General features: G+C 43.9%; 12 protein-coding genes and 1 pseudogene. 10 read left to right on the forward strand and 3 right to left on the reverse strand.

Annotated elements, in window-relative coordinates; genetic code table 11:
• Window positions 1-171 precede the first annotated feature (171 nt).
• The gene (locus LHL20_RS06215) at window positions 172-483 is read left to right on the forward strand and encodes an ArsR/SmtB family transcription factor (protein WP_226432667.1); all 312 of its coding nucleotides are present in this window, start codon (window positions 172-174) and stop codon (window positions 481-483) included.
• A 41-nt stretch (window positions 484-524) separates the two neighbouring features.
• On the opposite strand, the gene LHL20_RS06220 is transcribed toward LHL20_RS06215, so the two are convergent.
• Both LHL20_RS06220 and maoP read right to left on the reverse strand, forming a co-directional pair.
• Window positions 525-1,271 (reverse strand): PRC-barrel domain-containing protein, encoded by a 747-nt coding sequence (locus tag LHL20_RS06220; protein ID WP_202261773.1) that lies wholly within the window; start codon window positions 1,269-1,271, stop codon window positions 525-527.
• Window positions 1,272-1,571: 300 nt separating this feature from the next.
• Entirely contained in the window at window positions 1,572-1,928 is a 357-nt protein-coding gene (maoP, locus tag LHL20_RS06225) for a DUF413 domain-containing protein (protein WP_226432668.1), read from the reverse strand.
• A gap of 307 nt (window positions 1,929-2,235) precedes the next feature.
• On the opposite strand from maoP, the gene LHL20_RS06230 reads away from it, so the two are divergent.
• The 7 genes and pseudogenes from LHL20_RS06230 (at window position 2,236) to LHL20_RS06260 (ending at window position 11,658) form a co-directional block, all read left to right on the forward strand.
• Window positions 2,236-2,403: a hypothetical protein gene (locus LHL20_RS06230; protein ID WP_226432669.1), complete on the forward strand. Its 168-nt coding sequence runs from the start codon at window positions 2,236-2,238 to the stop codon at window positions 2,401-2,403.
• A gap of 126 nt (window positions 2,404-2,529) precedes the next feature.
• A complete protein-coding gene (locus LHL20_RS06235) occupies window positions 2,530-3,360 on the forward strand; it encodes a LysR family transcriptional regulator (protein ID WP_226432670.1) in 831 nt (276 codons plus the stop codon).
• 10 nt (window positions 3,361-3,370) lie between these two features.
• Window positions 3,371-3,721 (forward strand): DUF2750 domain-containing protein, encoded by a 351-nt coding sequence (locus LHL20_RS06240; protein WP_226432671.1) that lies wholly within the window; start codon window positions 3,371-3,373, stop codon window positions 3,719-3,721.
• A gap of 131 nt (window positions 3,722-3,852) precedes the next feature.
• Window positions 3,853-3,957: pseudogene (locus LHL20_RS06245) on the forward strand (DUF2789 family protein); the annotation flags it as partial.
• 53 nt (window positions 3,958-4,010) lie between these two features.
• Window positions 4,011-5,405 (forward strand): ribonuclease J, encoded by a 1,395-nt coding sequence (locus tag LHL20_RS06250; protein ID WP_226432672.1) that lies wholly within the window; start codon window positions 4,011-4,013, stop codon window positions 5,403-5,405.
• 182 nt (window positions 5,406-5,587) lie between these two features.
• On the forward strand, window positions 5,588-9,763 hold the full coding sequence (locus LHL20_RS06255) for an EAL domain-containing protein (protein WP_226432673.1): 4,176 nt from the start codon (window positions 5,588-5,590) through the stop codon (window positions 9,761-9,763).
• Between the two features lie 215 nt (window positions 9,764-9,978).
• Complete coding sequence (locus LHL20_RS06260) at window positions 9,979-11,658, forward strand: AMP-binding protein (protein WP_226432674.1); 1,680 nt, start codon at window positions 9,979-9,981, stop codon at window positions 11,656-11,658.
• 67 nt (window positions 11,659-11,725) lie between these two features.
• On the opposite strand, the gene LHL20_RS06265 is transcribed toward LHL20_RS06260, so the two are convergent.
• Window positions 11,726-12,382, reverse strand: coding sequence for a dUTP diphosphatase (locus LHL20_RS06265; RefSeq protein ID WP_226432675.1), 657 nt, complete (start codon window positions 12,380-12,382; stop codon window positions 11,726-11,728).
• Between the two features lie 472 nt (window positions 12,383-12,854).
• Here LHL20_RS06265 and recC point away from each other — a divergent pair, with 472 nt between their 5' ends.
• Complete coding sequence (gene recC, locus LHL20_RS06270; RefSeq protein ID WP_226432676.1) at window positions 12,855-16,445, forward strand: exodeoxyribonuclease V subunit gamma; 3,591 nt, start codon at window positions 12,855-12,857, stop codon at window positions 16,443-16,445.
• The gene (recB, locus tag LHL20_RS06275; RefSeq protein ID WP_226432677.1) at window positions 16,442-20,326 is read left to right on the forward strand and encodes an exodeoxyribonuclease V subunit beta; all 3,885 of its coding nucleotides are present in this window, start codon (window positions 16,442-16,444) and stop codon (window positions 20,324-20,326) included. The genes recC and recB overlap by 4 nt, the downstream gene beginning before the upstream one ends.

The following is a 20,326-nucleotide window of genomic DNA, read 5'->3' on the forward strand; positions in this document are numbered from 1 at the left end:
AATGGTTAGCATAAATATACATTAGTTCATCCTAATGTATATTTGAGACATTTCCAAAACAATATAAACTATGGTTTTTCGTCGTATATATTGGCAACTTAGCAGATTGTCTTATACTTTAGTATAATAAGTGGCTAAGTTGAGCCGAGTTCACACAAATTGAGAGTGATTATGTCCGAGGATAGGGTTATTGGTTCAGACAGTATGATGGAGCATGCATCAGAAGCTGAGATTTTTCTTAAGCAATTCGCAAACAAAACACGTTTAATGGTGTTGTGCTCTTTGCTTAAAGAAGAAAAGTCGGTCACGGAGTTACTGGACGTGGTTAGCGTGTCTCAACCTGTCATCTCCCAGCACCTAGCATTGCTTCGCGAATCAAAAATGGTGGCGACCAGAAGAGACGGTCAAACCATCTACTACCGTTTAGCCGATGAGCGGGTTAAGCGTCTTATCGCACTTATGTATGAATTTTTCTGCGAATAAAAAGGAGAGTATTAACAACTCTCCTTTATTCTTGTCTCTTTTTACTGAGAGACATTGCTTATCTCTTTGCACAGTGCATCAATATAACCCGTCTCTGCCAACCTATCTTGATCGATCTCCGGCCTTTCGAGTAGTTCGTCATGGGTAAGTGAAACAGAAACATGATGTGCAGCCCAGTCAATTTCGTTGATATCTTTCGGTAGTAGTGCAAGGTGTTTACCACCGGGCAGCCAATTGTTGGTATCAACTACAATAGCGACAATTTTCCAACTAGCGTTGTCAATAATGAAATTGCTTATGTGACCTACATTGTCGCTTTTGGTAGCCACCTCATAACCAACAACTTCGCCACATGCTCTTAAGTGATTCTCTTGTTTTTCGCTCTGTTGCTGTTGTTCTTCAGCGTGTTGCAATTCAACCAGTTCATTTGGATGAGCAAACTCTCCCCATGCGCCTGGGCCAATCCAATAATAGCCGTAACCAAAATACTTAAAGAGGTTTTCTTCATACTCTCTTGAAACGGGCTTATGCTCGTCGATAGAGGGACTGTTCTTTAGCGTTTCTACTGTCATATCGATATACACACTATTGTTTTCTGTATCGAGATTGACAACTGATATTGGTGAGATAACAACTTTTCGGCTAAGGGGAAGCCAAGTGTTTGTATCTGCGACTAGATATCTTACGGTGTATGTTTCATCATCGAAAAGTATGTCGCGTACTCCGCCAATTTTGTCATCAGTGGCATGGATAGCGTAATGGGTGAGTTGTTTTGAGCTGGTGATCATGCTGGCAGTCTCCTTTACGTGACTTTTCATACAAGAGAGTGATGCTCTATGACAAGACAGCCACTTATACTTCACTCAGGCAAACACAGTCGCGCTGAATATAAGTGATAAGCAAACACACTCTAAGTGTAGACTTTCCTTAAGTTTTCACCATTTTGTTCGTGTTAGTTTGTGATATAGATCATAATCCCACAAACAAAAACGCCCACAAAACTGTGGGCGTTTTTTTGAATTGTTGTCGTTGCAACGCATGGTTTTCCGTTGTTTAAAACGGGCCGTCCAACGCTTGCTTTTTATTAATCAAGCCACATCAAACTCTTCATCTGTGTAATCTTCGTCAAAGTCAGACTGATTACTTGCGCTACTGTGAAGCGTGTAAAAATGTTTTTTGCCTCTTGCAAGGCGCACATACTTCGCCCATGCTTTTTCTATACTATTCTCAGCGGGAACTTTACCGTTTACAAAATCGACGAAATGACTTTCGTCGTCGCTTTCAGGACTGAGTTCTCCACTTTCAAGGCCCAATAAAGTTTTTCCATATTTCGTTAGCAAGTCTGCTTCTGTAATACTAAAGTCACCAGACTTTCGAAAGCCATAAGGGAACTTAAGTCGATCGATAAATGGTTTTACTGAGAGTCGAATAGCTAAACTTTTCATGATGTACCCAACGTGATTGAATGTTCAGCGCACTTTTAAGTGAAATCCTAACGAAGATAAAACAAAAGTTTTTTCTCTTATCAATAAAAAATTTTTAACTGTTTAATTTCTATCAATATTGTGTAGTTAATCGCGTTGAGTTGCCCGATGTGTAGGCATTTCGCTTGCTTGATAAGCGGTCTGAATTTTTGCTTGAACACCACAATTAAAATTTCTTATCGCTACGATGATTAAAATTCGTTTTCTATTTTCTTCGTTAGGTCAATAATTGAGAGGTGTTTACAACCCTTACCAATTAGAGAAATCAATGAGCAAAGACTATCGTTACCAGCGTGATGAATGGGACTCGGTAGAAGAGGACGACCTCCACGCTAGAAAGCCTAATGCAAAGCGTCAAAGCAGTGTGAAGGCAAAGCAGAAAAGAGATTTGCAACGCCGTGATAAGCAGCGTCGTCTGCACCAAGAAGAGTACTAATTAGCCGACTTGGTGAAATTTTGATTAAGCGTACCGTTTATGACGGTGCGCTTCTGTGCTTTTGTGTTTACTTGCCGTATCATCTGTGTCACTTTAAAAGTACCTTGATTCGGTTGTTATACAAGCATGGATATACGCTTTCTCACCACCTTTATAGAGGTGGCTAAAACTCGTCATTTTGGCAAAGCCGCTGAAAATTTATATCTTACTCAATCTGCGGTAAGTGCAAGAATTAAACTTCTTGAAGAGTACTTTCATACTACGCTATTTATTCGGCAGCGAAACAGTATTCAACTGACGCAGTCGGGTGAGAAGTTACTCCCTTATGCAAAACAACTTTGTTCGACATTAAATGAGGCAAAACAAGAGCTTCAAATTCAGTCGTCTGAATATGTGGTGTGTGGTGCTACACAATTAGCTAGTGAGTTGCTTCTTCCTAAAATGCTAAGCCACCTTCACAGTAGCTTTCCAGATTGGTCAGTCAAAGCTGAAGTACTCACGTTAGACTCCTTGTCTAGACAATTGCACGAGCGTGTAACTGATATTGCGTTTTCTACTGAGCCGTTAAAATCCGAAGAAGTTAACAGCGAGGTCATGCTAGAAAAAACACTAGCGCTTTATCGAGTAGGCGAAGTATCGAGTGAAGTGGAAGCGCAAGATTTTGTCGCTATAGATTGGGGGACCAAAGCGCGTGATTGGCTCTTAACGGCCTATCCCCAGTTAAGAGATGCTAAGTTGCGCACTAACTCTTTAAACTTGGCTATCAATAACTTGACGAGTGAGGGCGGTGTAGCTGTGCTGCCGGTGGGGGTAGAGTCTCAATTTCCAAAAAATGCGAAAGTTACTTTACTGCAAACACTAGACAGCATTTCATTTAGTGTCTATGTACATACCATGAAACAAGTAAGGCGAGTTGGATTGCCTGAAATCATTGAAAGCGTTACCCAACATCATTAATAGGAATTCTATGTCTGATTTACACCCGTTGCTTGAAAAGAATGCGTTTCAGCGTTTGGAAGCGAGCTTGGCGACTATCAAAAAAGAACAAAAGTTATTTATCCTTAAAGACGAGCATGGCTGCGTCATGCTTACAACAGACGAAGAAGATGGTGTGCCGGTATGGCCAGATGCTGAACTGGCTCTACTGTGGGCGACGGATGATTGGGAACATTGCGAGGCCTTGGAGCTTTCAAGTGAGGAATTTCTTACTAAGTGGGTTCCCGGTATGACTCAAGACGAGCTTATGGTTATCGTCTGCCCAGTTCCTGCTGAAGAAGGTGAGGTGATAACCCCCGAAGAATTCGCAGAATATTTGTAAGGTGATCCGGATGACGTGGACGGCGTTTAAAACAAGGTCTACGTTATCGTTTAAACTAAACTGTAGACATTGAGAACCCGTTCAAAACGGAGCTGACTAGTGTTTACTGAGCCACCATCGATGAATAGTCTTTTTGGACTCAAACCCAAGCCGCATTCCTTAAGCAAGCCATTGACGAAGATGCTGATTGGGCCGAGATTATTGATCAACTTAATGCTCAACTGCATGCCGAATAAGTCACTACGATGTCGCACGTTTAATGATCTTGTGAAAATGGAGTAATTAAGGCTTGTTGTCCCCCAGCGCTGATGATTTGTGGTTTGTTCCACTTGGTGGAACAGGTGAGATTGGTATGAATCTCAATTTATACGGACATAACGACAGTTGGTTGATGGTGGATTGTGGCGTGTCATTTGACGAACCGCTAACACCTAAACGCACAAATGATAATGTGACCTCAAGCCATCAAAGTACAACGTCCAGTCAGGTCACGCATAGAGTAGTAGCACCCGATCCGAGTTTCATTGCCAATCAGAAAGACTCACTTGTTGGCATTGTTATTACCCATGCCCATGAAGACCACGTGGGGGCAATCCCCTATTTGTGGCAGCGATTTCAAAAACCTATTTACACCACAGCTTTTACCGCTGAAGTGCTACGACGAAAGCTTGCGCGCAGTAAACTCGCCAACAAGATACCAATCGTTGAGGTGAGCGCCAACGAAATGGTTAATATAGGACCGTTTTCCGTTACATGGCTAGCCATTACCCACTCGTTACCAGAGCCATTTGCACTTAAGATCAACACGACGGCGGGTACGGTATTGCACACTGCTGATTGGAAAATTGATGCCAATCCCATTACCGGGGAACCTTTTGATGCAACGCTCTATAAGCAACTTGGTAAAGAACGCATCTTAGCACTAGTCGGCGATTCTACTAACGCACCTAAGCCTGGCTTCTCTGTTTCTGAACGTAGTTGCTATGATGGTCTGTTAAGTACTATATCAGCGAAAAAAGGAAGGGTAATCGTAGGCTGCTTTGCAAGTAATGTCGCAAGGCTTATTTCTCTAGCCCGCGTTGCACAAAAAACAAACCGGTACCTCGGTCTATATGGCCGCTCATTATTGAACATGTACGCAATAGCAAAGCTTCAGGGTATTTGGCCGGACGATCTTTCTATTGCCGACCCTCAACATCTGGGCTATTTACCCGCCAATGAAGTGCTTGGCGTGGCGACGGGTAGCCAGGGCGAAAAAAATGCCGCATTGGCAAGATTAGCCAAGGACAATCACCCTCATTTACAGTTGGAAAAGGGCGATACGGTGATATTCTCATCTATTGTCATCCCGGGGAATGAGGAAACAGTGGGCCGTCTTACTGCGCTTCTTGAAACCAAGGGCGTTGAGGTGATTCACAGTGAAAACAGTACCTTGCCAATTCATGCAAGTGGTCACCCTTGTGCTGAAGAAATAAAGTTAATGTATCATTGGGTGAAGCCTGAAATAGCGATACCCGTTCACGGAGAGCACGAGCACTTACAAGCGCACGCTAATATTGCTCGGGAATGCGGTATACAAAAACATTACGTAGGGCGAAATGGCGACCTTTACAGACTTGCTCCGCAACCCAGCATTCGAAGGCAAGTAATTAAAACAGGAAGGATCCCTCTTGCCCAAGACTAAGCTGGGAACTTGGTAGTTTACGCGACAAGAGGGTAGGCATTATTTACAATAAATCGCTAGCAATCATAGAGTTAAACTTACTATATGCAGCGTAATTTTGATTGCTTTCTTTTCTGCCCAAGTCAAAAACATTCTGTTACACTTGTACGCATAATAACAATTCAATTACGTCGACTTTTGGTATGAGCCGTTTTATCTACCTAATTCTTTTACTTTTTTTAGTTGTTCTTAATGCTGAGGCATCGCCGCGGCTGTCAAACCCTGTCTTTCAATCTTTATCGACTAAAAACGGTTTGCCACAAGATGTAGTGAACGACATCGTGGTAGATGATGACGGTTTCGTTTGGATAGCGACGGAAGGGGGCGCGGTAAGATGGGATGGCGTTAGAACAAAAAGAATAAAAGGGCCTAATAATACACTTATCGACTCATCCATTTATAAACTAACGTTGCAAGGTGACGATGCGCTATGGTTTAGCGTTTACGGACAAGGTGTTTTTTACTTAGATCTTAAAACACAAGACATCGTTCAAATTGAACCTAAATCATACCAAGAACTAGAAGAGTTTGTTCAACACGCTGAGTTTTTTCATTGGCAAGATGAAAATAATCTCATCATTTCTTTGGGGGAAGAGGTTCAGCGTTTTAATACGAAAACTAAAACTGTTGAAACTCTTGCAAAACTCAGCAGTACTACCATTGAAAATTACCATAGCATCAGAGCAGCCATCACTCTCGACAATACATTGTTAGTTGCTACTACAACGGGACTATTTAGTAACGACCTAACCAATCCAGATTTAACCTTATTACCAGTAGAATATCTCAATGGTATTTCCCCAACATTGGATAATGAAAACGCTAAATTCCTGATGTTAGATAGCAGTGAGCGCGTGTGGCTTACTACCGTTGAAAACGTGTTTGTGGCTGATAAAAAAGCATTGCTTGAGCAAATTAATGAAGGTCAAAAGAACGCATTTGAACTCGTTATCGATCAGCTGAACGTGTGGACGATGGAGCAAGCTAAAGACGACAGCTTTTGGCTTGGGACTAACAGGGGGCTATATTCACTTACCAAGACAGCGAGTGGATGGGAACAAGATCATATTTTAGAGCCACACAATGGTTCAACATCTATTTCAGATAAAAAGATTACGTCGATCGCAAAAGACGAGACGGGTAATATTTGGTTGAGTTCTATTTATGCTGGCGCGCTCTACTTTGGTGTAAAAAGCGCAGATATTTTTACTATTCAAAATGAGCGTCACGCAAAAGAGCAATCTTTAACCAGTCACGTTACTTGGGCGTTTGCAGAAACTGAGCCAAATAAATTGTGGATTGGTACCTCCAACGGTTTAAATCACTACGACTTCGCTACTGGCAAGTCAAAGCAATACTTAACGAGTGATTCTCCTTTAAGTTATATAGGGGAAGGCTCAGTTGAGCGAATTATCCCGACAACTGACGATAAGCTATTTTTACAAACTTATGACGGAATACGCCTGTTTGACCCTTCAACGGGCGAGTCGCAGCGCCCACAAGTGGTAAGTGGTGGCGAAGAAGAGGTTTTTGATGCTTACAGTGCGGGAACGACACTAGCAAGCGATGGAACTCTTTATTTTGTTGGTAATGAAGACTTTTTGGCCTACGACACAGCGTTAAAGTCGTTGCGCGACATAGAGTTAGACCCTCGTGTTTTTGATATAAACTTTACACAGGGCTTTTTGGGCGAGTCAGTTTATCACGGCGGCAGATTGTTCTTATCAACCGAAGGGGGGTTGTGGCTTATTGATCCCAATACCTCTTCCCATGAACTCGTTTATCGTTTTCCTGAATCACAACGTGGGCGTGACCGCTCTATATCATCATGGGTAATTGATGACACTGGTGTGTTATGGCTTGCCTATAATAGCGTTGGATTAGTAGGACTTGATGTCGATACGTTTGAGCCGCTTTATAACCTAAACGATAGCAACCTGTTGTTATCCAACATTGTATATGGGTTGCAAAAAGACGACGGTGGAAATATTTGGTTCAGTTCGCACAAAGGACTTCACAAATATGACCCTGCCACAGGTCAAATTAAGAACTTTATCTATGGTCGCGAACTCAGTGTGTCTGAGTTCAACCAAGGTGCGTCGCTTAAGCTGAACGATGGGCGTTTGGCGTATGGCTCAACCAGCGGTGTTGTGGTGTTTTCGCCTGCACAACTAGAAAGCATTGAAGCCAGCCGAGGCCTTATTAACAAGCAAACCGCCATTACGCAAGTTTCGGTAGATAATCGAGAACTTAGGCAACCGCTATTGAATTTGAATGGACATCACTTCGACCTTGAACACGAAGATTTTGGGCTTACTATTCATTTCTCATCCCTTGCAATGTCGGGAATTGGAAAGGTAAAGTACTATTATAAATTGCTTAAAGATCAGCGGATTGTAACTGAAGGTATTACAGAAGACGCTAAAATTACATTTGCGAATATTGAACCAGGCGACTATGTCTTCTCAGTGTCACCGACACCGGGAAGTTTCGATTTTACCGTGCTTCCCGCCGAAATTTCAGTGTCTATGCCTTACGCACCGCTTCGTTCTCCTTTGGCTTACGGAATTTATACCGCGCTATTAGTTGGGCTGTTCGTAGCGTATTTATTATCCCGTCAGCGTCAACTTTTCAGACTTCACAAAGCCCAACATCAAGCCACATTATTTAGCGATGCGTTTAGGCAGACCCGAGATTGGGTGTTAATTTTCGATGCCGAGAAGCGTTTGGTTGCAGCTAACCCAGCATTCGAGCAAGTATTTGGTTTCAACAAAAAGGAGCCATTACCTAAACAACTTGCAAAACTCTATTTGCGATATCCTACGCTTAATCGCCAACTATCAGCCAAGCTACCGGATTTACAAGGTGGCGACTTCTGGAAAGATGAAGGCGTCATCGATGGTGCAGATGGCAAGCGCTATGATGTATTAATTGATATCACCGCAGTAAGTGGTGAAAGTAATGTGCCAGAGCACTATTTAATTGTTATCTCGGATATTACTGAACAAAAGAACGCAGAGCGTAAGCTACTTAAAATAGCGACTTATGACAGTTTAACTGGATTGGTCAATCGTACTTTACTGTTAGACCGGCTTGAACATGCTATCGCGCTGGCTCGCCATCACGAGCATCGCGTTGCGGTCATGTTTGTAGACTTGGATAGATTCAAGGGCATAAACGATTCTCTTGGTCACGATTATGGCGATAAATTACTGCGAATTGTGGCAAACCGAATGCGTAATTTAGTCGCTGACTCCGGTACCGTTGCGCGTTTAGGTGGCGACGAATTTGTTATCGTTATCGAAGAAGTAACCAACGAAGATGACTTGAGTTCTTTCGTTGGGCAAATTATAGAGTCAGTAGAGACACCTATTTCACTTGCTGAAGAGGTGCTGCGCGTATCTTGTAGTATTGGTGTTGCGTTTTACCCTGACGATGCATCTGAACCAGCAGAGTTGATTAAGCAGGCTGATGTCGCGATGTACACAGCCAAAAAAGATGCATTGAGTGGGTTTACTTACTTTACGCGAGATATGAATGAGCGTGCAAAAACACGTCTGCAGTTGGAAAATAAAGTAAAGCGCGCGTATTCAGACGATACTTTTTACAATCATTATCAGCCTATTGTCGATGCACGCACGAACAAAACGGTAGGGGTAGAACTTCTCTTACGGGGAAGGTTGGACGATGAGCCGTTGTTCCCTGACCAGTTTATTCCCGTGCTTGAAGAGCTAAAGTATATAATTGAAGTGACTCGCAAAGCCATGCGTCGTGCAGCCAGTGATTTATCACAGTGGTATTCAAGTGGTTTTGATGGGTATGTTTCAATCAATCTTTCGGCCATGCACTTCAAGACCGAGTTTGATCTAAACAGTGTCTTTGGGTTGTTGCAGGAATTTGACTTGCCTAAAGAAGCGTTTCGTTTTGAAATCACCGAAGGTGTATTGATGGATGACACTGACAATGCGCTCAGGCAAATCCAGCGTTTCGTTGATGAAGGATTTATATTGGCACTTGATGATTTTGGGACGGGATATTCCTCGTTAAGTTATCTCAAGCGCTATCCGCTTTCGGTACTAAAAATAGATAAAAGCTTCGTAAATGAAATGGCACCGGGTAATGCCAATGAAGCGCTTGTAGCAACAACTATTTCGTTAGCGAACAGTTTAAATATGAGTTGCGTAGCCGAAGGCGTTGAGTCGAAAGACCAGGTTGAGGCGCTTTTGCGTAAAGACTGTTATTTCCATCAGGGCTATTTTTATGCGAAGCCCTGCTCTGCAGAAGAGGTCACGCCTCTACTGTTTAAGCAGTGGACTTGAGTAAGCCATAAGGGTGAATCAAGTGATAAGACCATCATGAAACAAAAGCCGAAACTATAAAAAATTTAAATTCTAGCCGTTAAGCCACGTTATTCGTCGCATAGAATGTAAACGCTTGTTTAAAAAGCTTGTCATTCAAAGAAAAATAAGGCTTATTAGAAGTCTGTGAAATCATTGTAAAAATGAGCTACATTATAACAACAAATGAGTGACCTATGCCGCTAGATATGACAGCAAATGCCAACAGCACGGAAGTAATTAAATCGCCATTGACTATGTTGTACCACTGGGAGCAAACCCGTGGTGACGACGTCTTCTTAACACAGCCCATAAAGGGCGAGTATCATGACTTTACATGGAAGCAGGTAGCAGAGCAGGCACGCACAGTCGCGGCACGTTTGCGTGAAATGGCATTTCCTGCTGGAAGCCGTATAGGGATTTTCTCGAAGAACTGCGCAGAGTGGTTCATTACTGACCTTGGTATCATGATGGCAGGTCACGTTTCTGTACCTATTTTCTCTACAGCCGGTCCTGACACAGTGCAATATGTGTTGAAACACGCTGACGTGAAATTATTGTTTGTGGGTAAATTAGATAACACTGCAGAACAAGTCGCTTCAATTCCATCTGAATATTTAACTGTTGCTTTCCCTTATCCGAATATTGCTACAAAGCAGCAGTGGGACGAGTTTATGGCTATCGCGCCTATCACTGACTCGCCGGTGCAAGATATGGATGACATCATGACCATTATCTACACCTCGGGCAGCACTGGTCAGCCTAAAGGTGTAGTCCATAGCTATAATACGGCATGTTGGGCAGCACGACGTTCGTTAGACCAACTGGGTATCAATGAAAACGACCGCACTATGAGTTATTTGCCGCTAGCGCATATTACCGAGCGTGTGTTGGTTGAGCTGTCGAGTTACTACAGCGGCGGTAAAATCCATTTTGTGGAAGACTTGTCGACGTTCCAGCGTGATGTTGGTCATTGCCAGCCAACGCTATTTATTTCTGTACCGCGTTTATGGACGAAGTTCCAAATGGGTGTATTGGCGAAGATGCCACAGAAAAAATTAGATACGCTGCTTAAAATTCCATTTCTTAACAAGATTGTAGCGAAGAAAATTCGCAATGGGCTTGGGATTAACAATGCTCGCTTATGGGCAAGTGGTTCTGCGCCACTAGCGCCAGCGGTTATCGAGTGGTTTGCAAAAATCGGTATTAATATCTCAGAAGGGTGGGGTATGACTGAAAACAGCGCCTATGGTACCGGCAGCGTTCCGTTTAGACACGACAAAATAGGCTGCATTGGCAGACCTTATGACGGCGTTGATATTCGCACGTCTGAAGAGGGCGAAATTCAAGTTAAGTCTCCGTGTAACATGCTTGAGTATTACTTAGAGCCAGAAAAGACAGCAGAAGTCTTTACCGAAGATGGCTACCTTCGCACAGGGGATAAAGGTGTTATTGATGCAGATGGTTATGTGAAAATAACGGGGCGCCTTAAAGATATTTTTAAAACGGCAAAGGGCAAATATGTAACGCCAGCGCCTATCGAAGCTAAGTTTATGGAAAACCCAATTGTTGAGCAGGTGTGTGTAACCGGTACTAACTTGCCTCAGCCTGTCGCATTACTTGTGCTAAGTGAGGAAGCGCAGAAGAAGGACAAGGCTGAAATTGAAGCGAGCCTGAAGAAAACATTTGAGGCAATAAACGCTAAACTTGAAAGTCACCAAGTTATGGACCGCGTTGTGGTAATGAAAAATGAATGGAGCATTGAAAATGACCTGCTCACTCCAACGCTTAAAGTTAAGCGGCATGTGCTTGAAGAGCGCTTTGAAGACATTATTCAAGGAACCTACAGCGACAAGTTAGTTTGGGTTGACGCCTAACAAAGTATCTTGCTTAAAAAAGGCTCTACAAATGTAGAGCCTTTTTTTATGACTAAGCAGTTAGGGTTTAAGCAGAAGGGTAGCGAGACTTCAGCCCTTCGTAAACCAGGTCGCTAAATTCAGCCTTAGACAAGTCTAATTCATCCATCACTTCAACAAGGTGTTCATTGTCCTCTCTGCCTTGCCATACTTTAATATAACTTCCCTCTTTATAGCCGTTGTCTTGGCGGAAGAAGTTCAACACGTTTTTACCCACGTATTGACGATAGAGTTCGTCAGCAGACATGTCGCATTGACCAACGATAAACATAAAAAGAGGAACACTAAAACGTTTAGCAGCACACAAGCCAGTCATTAGCTCTAGGTTATCAAGTAACGATTGGTTCGATGCATTATAGTCTTTACCATCAAACGTGACATTGGTATTGCCGCTTGCTAACTGGGCAGCAATGCTCTGTGCAGAAGCCGAAATGTCGCCTTTGTATTCTATGATGCAAGCGCTTAATGCGAAATGCCAGATATCAACAAGTTCCATCTGAAGTTGTGGCAAATCTTTTTGCTGCGCCTTCCACCATTTCCAACCGTGATGCTCAATTGCTTCTACAGACTCCACCATTGCGGCACGCAGATACCCATATCCTGCGTTCAGCCAATCAGGATTGACTTTAGAATTCATTTTATCTTGTAGGTTTAACATTGTCGCAAGCTGTTGTGCGGTTAACATCTAAACTCCTGAGTTGATGGTTAGAGCAAATTTATAAGAGCAATTGTACTGTAATGGGCGCGTTGGCAAAAGCGCTTTGCCCAACCCATGTCGATTCCATGTTCAAAGAGTGCTTCTAAATGGTGCACTTGCACCAAAGCAATTGAGAAAAGGCTTTCTTTACATAAAAGGTTTGGTGTAACTTATTGATAATTATAGCTTATAATGTTGGCATTGTTACTGCAAAATCTTTTTTGTTAACTGTGCTGAGCAGTAGCGCTAACGTGAATGAGTGCCAGGCAACGCTTATTCACGTTGTTACTGGGCAGCCCGTAAACCTTACCCATACAGATTTTTCGTGTCCTGAGGTCTGTGTGGGTTTTTTTTGTCTGTATCCTAGAGCGTGATGATGTAACTGTGCCCGTCATTGCGATACACTCAGAGTCCTATAACTGTGTCGATATAAAAGCTCGATTTATAAAGGATTTTGAGATTGCTTGCCCTTTACCCATCAAACAAACTAGAGCATTTGAGTTTTCTTCTTACCACATTGCTTCAGCAGCAACCCAATGGCGTGTTTACGCCTGAAACTATTTTGGTTGAAAGTCCTGGCATGCAGCACTGGGTTAGTATGCAACTTGCCCATGCGCAGGGCGTGGCAATGAACATCGACTTTCCCTTACCAGTACGTTTTATGTGGAATACAGCTCGCACCGTACTCGGGAGTGATAAAGTCCCCAAGCAATCACCTTATCGTCGTGAAGTACTTACTTGGCGAATTGACAATTTGTTGCAAGACACTTCGCTTATGGAAACAGGTGCATTTGAACAGGTTAACAAATACTGGCGTAGTGCTGGTAATGAGCTAGAGCAGGGCGCACAACGCTTGCAACTTGCTACCGCGCTTGCGGATGTATACGAACAGTACTTGCTTTATCGCCCTGACTGGCTGTTTGCTTGGGAGCAAAATCAGCGCGTCGTTTTTGATGATATGGAAATATGGCAAAGTGAAATTTGGCGTCTTTTGGTAAAAGAAGAGGCCCTTCACCCTGCAAGGTTGCATCAGCTTACGTTGCAAGCGCTGTCAGAAGGACAAAGTACAAGCGCTCTTCCTTCTCGAATTATCGTATTTGCCATTAACACTATGGCGCCGCAGTTGATATCGTTTTTCGATGCTCTCGCTGAGCATATCGATATTCACATATTTCATTTGAACCCCAGTGTGAATTACTGGGGCGACGCAAGAAGTGGTAGTGAGCAAGCTAAACAGTTACGTATGGAGGGCCTTGAAAAATGGATGAGTCAGGAGCAACCAAACCCATTACTTGGAAATTTAGGTAAACAGGGAAGAGAGCTTTTTAACCTGCTAACAGAGCTTGATACCTTTGAAATAAGTGCATTTGATTCCCCAAAAATTCCAGACATAGCCTCATTAGATAGTGCTGAAAAGGCTGCTATGGACTGTGAGCAAATTGCGGAAGAAACCTACTCTCTGCTTGATTACATTCATAACGATATTCTCAAAGCACAAGCGCCGTCTACCCTTTGCAAACAAGGTGAGCACCACACAATTAAACGCGAAGATGACAGCGTTACTATTATGTGCACGCACTCGGCGCTGCGTGAAGTTCAGGTGTTGCACGACCATTTATTGCATTGGCTCTCGCAGGATAAAACCCGTACGCCTTCCGATATTCTGGTGATGTGTCCTGCTATCGAAAATTACGCGCCCTTTGTAGACGCTGTCTTCCATCGTGTGGGCACGAAAGCGATGATAGATAATGGACCTGTCAGGTTACCTTGCTCTATCGCTGATAGAAGTCCCATGGACGCTGAGCCACTCATAGCGGCGTATATGGCATTACTGCAACTACCAGATAGCCGCTTTGGTGTATCTGATATTATGGATTACCTGCAGCTGGATGCGGTGCAAAAGCGCTTTTCAGTGAGCCAGGATGATATTGACCAAATGGTTGTGTGGTTGAAACAGGCACACATACATTGGGGACTTAATAGTACGCATAAAAATGTGGTGTCAGAAGGTGTTACAGACCAAGATACTTATAGTTGGTGGTGGGGCATTCGACGGCTATTAATGGGTATGTTAGCACCTGATCACGAGATGGTTGTTGACAACCTTCTCACTATTCCCGATGTGGAAGGGCAACGGGTACTTACCTTAGGCAAACTCATTGAGGTCATTGAATTACTGGGTAACTACGCTCGCGAGCTTAGGCTACCAAGAGCGCCTCAAGAATGGGCAAAGGACCTGATAGCACTTAGAGATGCGTGTTTTACGCCAACGCGAGATCAAGAGCACAGCTGGGACCTTATCGCTAAAGTCGCTGCGGATTTATCTGCGCGTTGTGATGAAGCCAACTATTCCCATGAACTGAGTTTGCGCCAGATAAGGGAGTTATTGCTCAACCGTTTTTCTTCCCCAGATGCTGGCAACCACTTTATGACAGGGCAAGTAACGGTGTGCTCTATGCTGCCAATGCGCAGTATCCCTTTTAAGAAGGTGTGTATTTTAGGCCTTAATGACAGTGAATTTCCACGTAAGTCGACACCGCTTGGACTCGATCTAATGGCTGGGCCTGAGCGGCGAATAGGTGATCGCTCTCGTCGTCTAGAAGACCGCTATTTATTTTTAGAAGCGATTATATCCACTCGTGAAAGCTTATATCTTAGCTATCAAGGGAATGACGTTACCAATAATAGTGAGCGGCAGCCAAGTCTAGTCCTCGCTGAGTTTATGGATATGCTGTCAATGGGCTATGGTGTGCCACTTTCTGATTATCTTATACAGGCACCGCTTCACCCATTTAGCGAAAGCGGCTTTACTGGTATGTTGCCAAGTTATGAAACGGGATGGTTGAGACTTGCTGATGCATTAAGGCGCACGCGCATTGAAAACGCCAACGATAGTGATGACGTTTCTAAAGACACGCAGACACAGTCACCGCACAATGAAGCCTTAACAATCGACATGCCCCGCTCACAAAATGGCACATCAGATGTGGCAGAAATGCGACTATCTGCCATGCAAGTTGCAAGGGCATTTAGCGATCCATTAGCCTTTTTCTCAATACAGCGCTTAGGTGTGAACTTAACCCAATCATTCACGCTGTTAGAAAATAGCGAACCGTTTGAAACTAACGCGCTTGTTCGCTATCAAGTGCTCGATGCTATTTTCTCGTCACCAGATAGGGCGCAAGCAACAAGCGATGAATTGAGCTCTCAAGCTTATAGCCAACAAGTCATTGAATTTGCAGCGCTTAGAGGAGATATTCCCGATAACCCAGTCGCAAGAGAAGAGCTTGAAATGTGGAAGGCCGGTGCACTAGCCTTAAATCAAGCCATGGGACCTCATGACGCCGAACCCAAAACAGCCAGTTTTAAGGGGCGCCATCTTACGTTTACCGCCTCAGCTTTTGAAGCAAGTGGGGCGCTTGTTGAACTGTGTGCGGGGAAAATTAACGATATTCGTGCCCTTGGCTTTTTTATCTCGCAACTCGTTTTTTCTAGCAGTGATGAAGCGACAACGTATTCACAGTACCCATTGGATATTTTCTATTGCGATTGGGAAAAGGGCGAAACAACGCTGATGAAAAGGCGTTTTGCAGCGCTAGAAAAAGAAACCGCACAGCAGCTTCTGTTGTTCATTGAATCGCTGTTTGTCACTATTTACACAGCACCTACACCACTTTATGCAAGCTTGATTGCTGAACTAGTGCCAGGTAAACGCAAGTCAGATTCTACCGCTATTGTTAGTCAGGCTAAGCCAGAATATTTCAACGAGATCGCCAGTGCGCTGTTAGCATGCGCTGAAGAATCAAGTTCAACGAGTGAGCATGTAACCAAACTCATTGTTGAGGTAACAAAGCTCTTTGATGGCCCTGAAGGCCAACGTGCGATAAGAAACTGGCAACAGTCTTCGGGCCCTTTTAGTGCCGATATGGCAAACAATCCTTACCTTAAATGGTTGTTTCCACAAGGTGTTTCTTGGCGTGATATGCCTAAAGTGCAAGGCTTTTTGTTGTTTTCGATGGTAGCCAATGCCAGTGTGGAGGAAAAACTATGACCACTCAATTACTAGATGTCGTAGCCATGCCGCTTTATGGCAGGCATCTCATTGAAGCGAGTGCAGGTACAGGAAAGACGTTCAATATAACGCGTCTTTACCTACGGTTCTTACTTGAGAAAAAGCTTACTGTTAAAGATATTCTGGTAATGACCTTTACCAAGGCGGCAACCGAAGAAATTAAGGGCAGGGTAGCAAAAACGCTGCGGGAGGCTACGCAAATATGGCAACACGCTAAAGACAATGGCGGTGTAATTGCAGATGATTGCGATCCTGTCTACATCCACTTATTTAACAACAACGACGTTGATGAAAGTCTTGCACGTCTGAAAGCTGCGCAATTAGAGCTTGATGAAGCGTCGGTATTCACCATACATGGTTTTTGTCAGCACGTTATTGCTCAGCTGGCCTTTAATAGCGGATTTGCAATGTCATTGAATTTAGGCAATGACACCAGTGAACTTTACCTGCAAGCGGCCGAGGATTACATTCGAAAAGTCTCTGTGAACGAAGACGATTTTCTGCTACTCGCGCAGTCTGGATGGCATGTTCCTGAACGGTTGTTGTCAGAATTTAATACTAGCGTGAGAAGTACGCTAACGCCGTTGTTGTTAGATGAAAACGCCATCGAAGACGCATTCATCAATTCATTACAAGACAGTGATGAAACCGCGTTATCCCAATTTGCTTTTCATTCTCGTCAGATAGAAGACAATGAAGAACTACTGGTTGAGCAGTTAATAAAAACACCCGCCCATAAAAAAGAGCGACCACAAGAACTGGCCGCACTGAAAGCGTGGCTGCGTAGTGTTATTGACGAAAAAATTTATGTGGCAGCACCGCCCCAAGCGCAAGCGTTTTTGGATGGCAGGCGTTATGCGCGAAACAAGTCAGGGGTTAAAGAAATACTTACTCCCATTAAGGATTTAGCCAAAGCGATTGACGAGGCGGTGGCTGACAAAGAAGCTGCCATTGCACAAATACCGGTTTTTCGCTTAATTGAAGACGCTATTGGTTTTATTAAAACACGTGTGGCACAACAGAAAAAGCAATTAGGTATTATCGACTTCGATGATTTAATCCGTATGTTGGCCGAAGAAGTGATCAAACCCAACAATACGCTGGTGCCTGAATTGCGAAGGCGCTTTCCTGTTGCCTTAATCGACGAGTTTCAAGACACTGACGCTAAACAATACGCAATCCTTGATGCGGTTTATCCAAACGCCAATGTAACGCAAGTTAACCTGGGTAAAGGGGCAGAAAACATTGAGGTGTCCGCGCCTTTAAAAGTCGATAGCGCGCTATTGATGATAGGCGACCCTAAACAGGCTATTTATCGCTTTCGAGGCGGTGACATATTCACCTACCTTAAAGCGGGAAGGCAAGCGGATTTTCGCTGGGTAATGAATACCAATTGGCGTTCGGTAGAGGGTATGGTTAAAGCGTATAATCGTCTGTTTTATGGTGCACCTGTGGCTACCGGTGAACCTAGCGATGTGTTTGGTTTTGGCATTAATTACAACCCAGTGAAATTCACACCTAAAGCAAGTGCAGCCAATACTCCGTTATTTGACCCTTTGAGTGACGGTAACTCACCACAAAGCGCGACGCGAAGTGCGATGAATTACGTCAGTATGCACATGGACGACAAGCAGGACGCCACCTCTATGCGTCGTAATATGGCCAGTTGGATAGCGCAAGAAATTTACCGCTTGCTAAACGAAGCGTATTTCGAAGAGGGGCCTTGTCAGCGCACAGTAAGACCAGCAGATATCGCCATTTTGGTGAAAGATAGAACAGAAGCAAATATTGTTAAATATGTGCTCGGTCAACAAGGGATCGCCAGTGTTTACCTGAGCGACAGAAGTAACTTATTTGCAACGCCTGAAGCCAAAGATGTCTTGCGGTTATTAAGTGGCATCTGGCACGCGACAGACAATAACAAAGTGGCTTCGAGTTTAGCGTCGCCATTATGGGGTTATAGTCCACAGACACTTATTGAACTGCTTTATCATGAGAACGATGCTTTGTGGGATCGCGCGTTCGACAAGGTAATGACGCTGCGCGAGATGTGGCTGCAAAAAGGTTGTATGAGTGTGCTGCTGTATCTAATGCAATCTAGCTACCAGCCCTTTGGAAGTGATGTAGAGCGCGCACTTACCAATTATCAACATCTTGCCGAAGTGCTTGAAAAAGCCAGTACCACCCACCAACGTCCTGAGCAGCTTTTAGATTGGTTGAATCATCAAATACACCAGCCTGATAGCGACGAAGAACTAACGCTGCGCTTAGAGAGTGATAGTCAGCTTATACGACTTATCACCCAGCACGGGTCTAAAGGGTTAGAGTATCCTATTGTATTTATTCCTTTCGCTACAGCGTATAAAGATGCCGCACGAAATGGTAAATCCATGTCGAACATCTTTACTTATTATGATGAGCAAAAAGAAGATTTGCAGTTGCAATTAGGGCAGACCAAACAGGCTATTTCACGGGTGCGCGCAGAAGGCGCGGCCGAAGATATGCGGCTAGCCTATGTGGCGGTAACCCGTGCTGCACATCGCTGTTACATGGGAATATTGCCATTAGATGGCAATGAAAAAAGTGCTTTGGCCCGAGCGATGAATATTGATAATGGGCAGCTGAACTGGCGAGATGCGCTTGAAGGTATTGCCAAAGAAAATGAAGCGTTTGCTTGTCATATTAACGGTGATGATACCGTGGAAACCTACACAGCGGTCAGTAATAATGACGTGGCATCTGAGCTGTATGCATTACAGTTTACTGGCACCAGTAGCGAAGAGTGGCGGTTATATTCATTTTCAGCACTAAGTCGCTTAACAACCTATATCGATTCCCAAGGACAACATGCTAGCAACATTGATAACGGCATAAGCATGCCGAGTATTCCCGTGATGCAAACGGTACGCGACGAAGAAATTGTTACAGAAAACACGCTATCCAGTTTTGATATTGACGTACATGAACCCGATACACTTTTAGATACAAATGCTTTGCGATTTACGTTAGCTAAAGGAGCAAGTGCTGGTAACTTACTGCACGATTTACTAGAGCAAAATGATTTTAGTGAACCTCAGTGGGAAGAAACAGGCAAAGAAATGATTGCGCGTTTTGGTCTAGATGAAGCGCAGACGCCGGCGCTTTATGAATGGCTTGATGAAGTTTTACAGACGCCTTTATTTCCTAACGTGCAGCTTTCGCTGTGCGATTTGACCTTACAACAAACCCTGCGAGAGGCTGAATTTTATTTTCCATTGGCAAAGAGCCAATGGAGCGCGTTGCAAGATATCCTTACCCAGCATCGTCATTCAGTTTTTGAAAAAATAGGCGGGCAAGCGCACGCAGCCCCTTCACTAATCACCGAGCAACTCGAAGGCATGATGCATGGTTTTATCGATCTTATTTTCGAGCATGAAGGTAAATTTTACGTCGCTGATTATAAGTCAACATGGCTAGGCGACAGCGTCTCTCATTATAAACCTGAGGCGCTGTTCGAGAACAACCAACACCACTTGTACGACTTACAGTATCTTATCTATTGTCTTGCGCTGCATCGATACCTAGGTAATACCCTTAACAACTATGAACCAAGCGAACACTTTGGCGGTGTGTATTACCTCTATTTGCGTGGGATGCACCCCGGAAATAGCGCGGGGGAGGGCGTCTTTTACTGCGAAATTAGTACTGAGCTATTACTGAGATTAGACGCCGTATTCGGTGCAGTTACCGATAGTGTCATAGACAAAAACGACACCAGTGCAGCGTTATTAGACGAACCAGATCATTCTGCTCGTGACGAAAGTGCAAGCGAAACGGTGTCAGCTCAACAGCAATTTAGCTTCGACGATGATTGGGAGTAG

Origin of the sequence: Alteromonas sp. McT4-15 (assembly GCF_020515205.1) — a bacterium.
Lineage (GTDB): Bacteria > Pseudomonadota > Gammaproteobacteria > Enterobacterales > Alteromonadaceae > Alteromonas.

Excerpts from the sequence above, each read along its gene's own strand:
- LHL20_RS06215 (WP_226432667.1), top strand. The coding sequence starts at position 172 with ATGTCCGAGGATAGGGTTATTGGTTCAGACAGTATGATGGAGCATGCA.
- LHL20_RS06220 (WP_202261773.1), bottom strand. The coding sequence starts at position 1,271 with ATGATCACCAGCTCAAAACAACTCACCCATTACGCTATCCATGCCACT.
- maoP (WP_226432668.1), bottom strand. The coding sequence starts at position 1,928 with ATGAAAAGTTTAGCTATTCGACTCTCAGTAAAACCATTTATCGATCGA.
- LHL20_RS06230 (WP_226432669.1), top strand. The coding sequence starts at position 2,236 with ATGAGCAAAGACTATCGTTACCAGCGTGATGAATGGGACTCGGTAGAA.
- LHL20_RS06235 (WP_226432670.1), top strand. The coding sequence starts at position 2,530 with ATGGATATACGCTTTCTCACCACCTTTATAGAGGTGGCTAAAACTCGT.
- LHL20_RS06240 (WP_226432671.1), top strand. The coding sequence starts at position 3,371 with ATGTCTGATTTACACCCGTTGCTTGAAAAGAATGCGTTTCAGCGTTTG.
- LHL20_RS06255 (WP_226432673.1), top strand. The coding sequence starts at position 5,588 with ATGAGCCGTTTTATCTACCTAATTCTTTTACTTTTTTTAGTTGTTCTT.
- LHL20_RS06260 (WP_226432674.1), top strand. The coding sequence starts at position 9,979 with ATGCCGCTAGATATGACAGCAAATGCCAACAGCACGGAAGTAATTAAA.
- LHL20_RS06265 (WP_226432675.1), bottom strand. The coding sequence starts at position 12,382 with ATGTTAACCGCACAACAGCTTGCGACAATGTTAAACCTACAAGATAAA.
- recB (WP_226432677.1), top strand. The coding sequence starts at position 16,442 with ATGACCACTCAATTACTAGATGTCGTAGCCATGCCGCTTTATGGCAGG.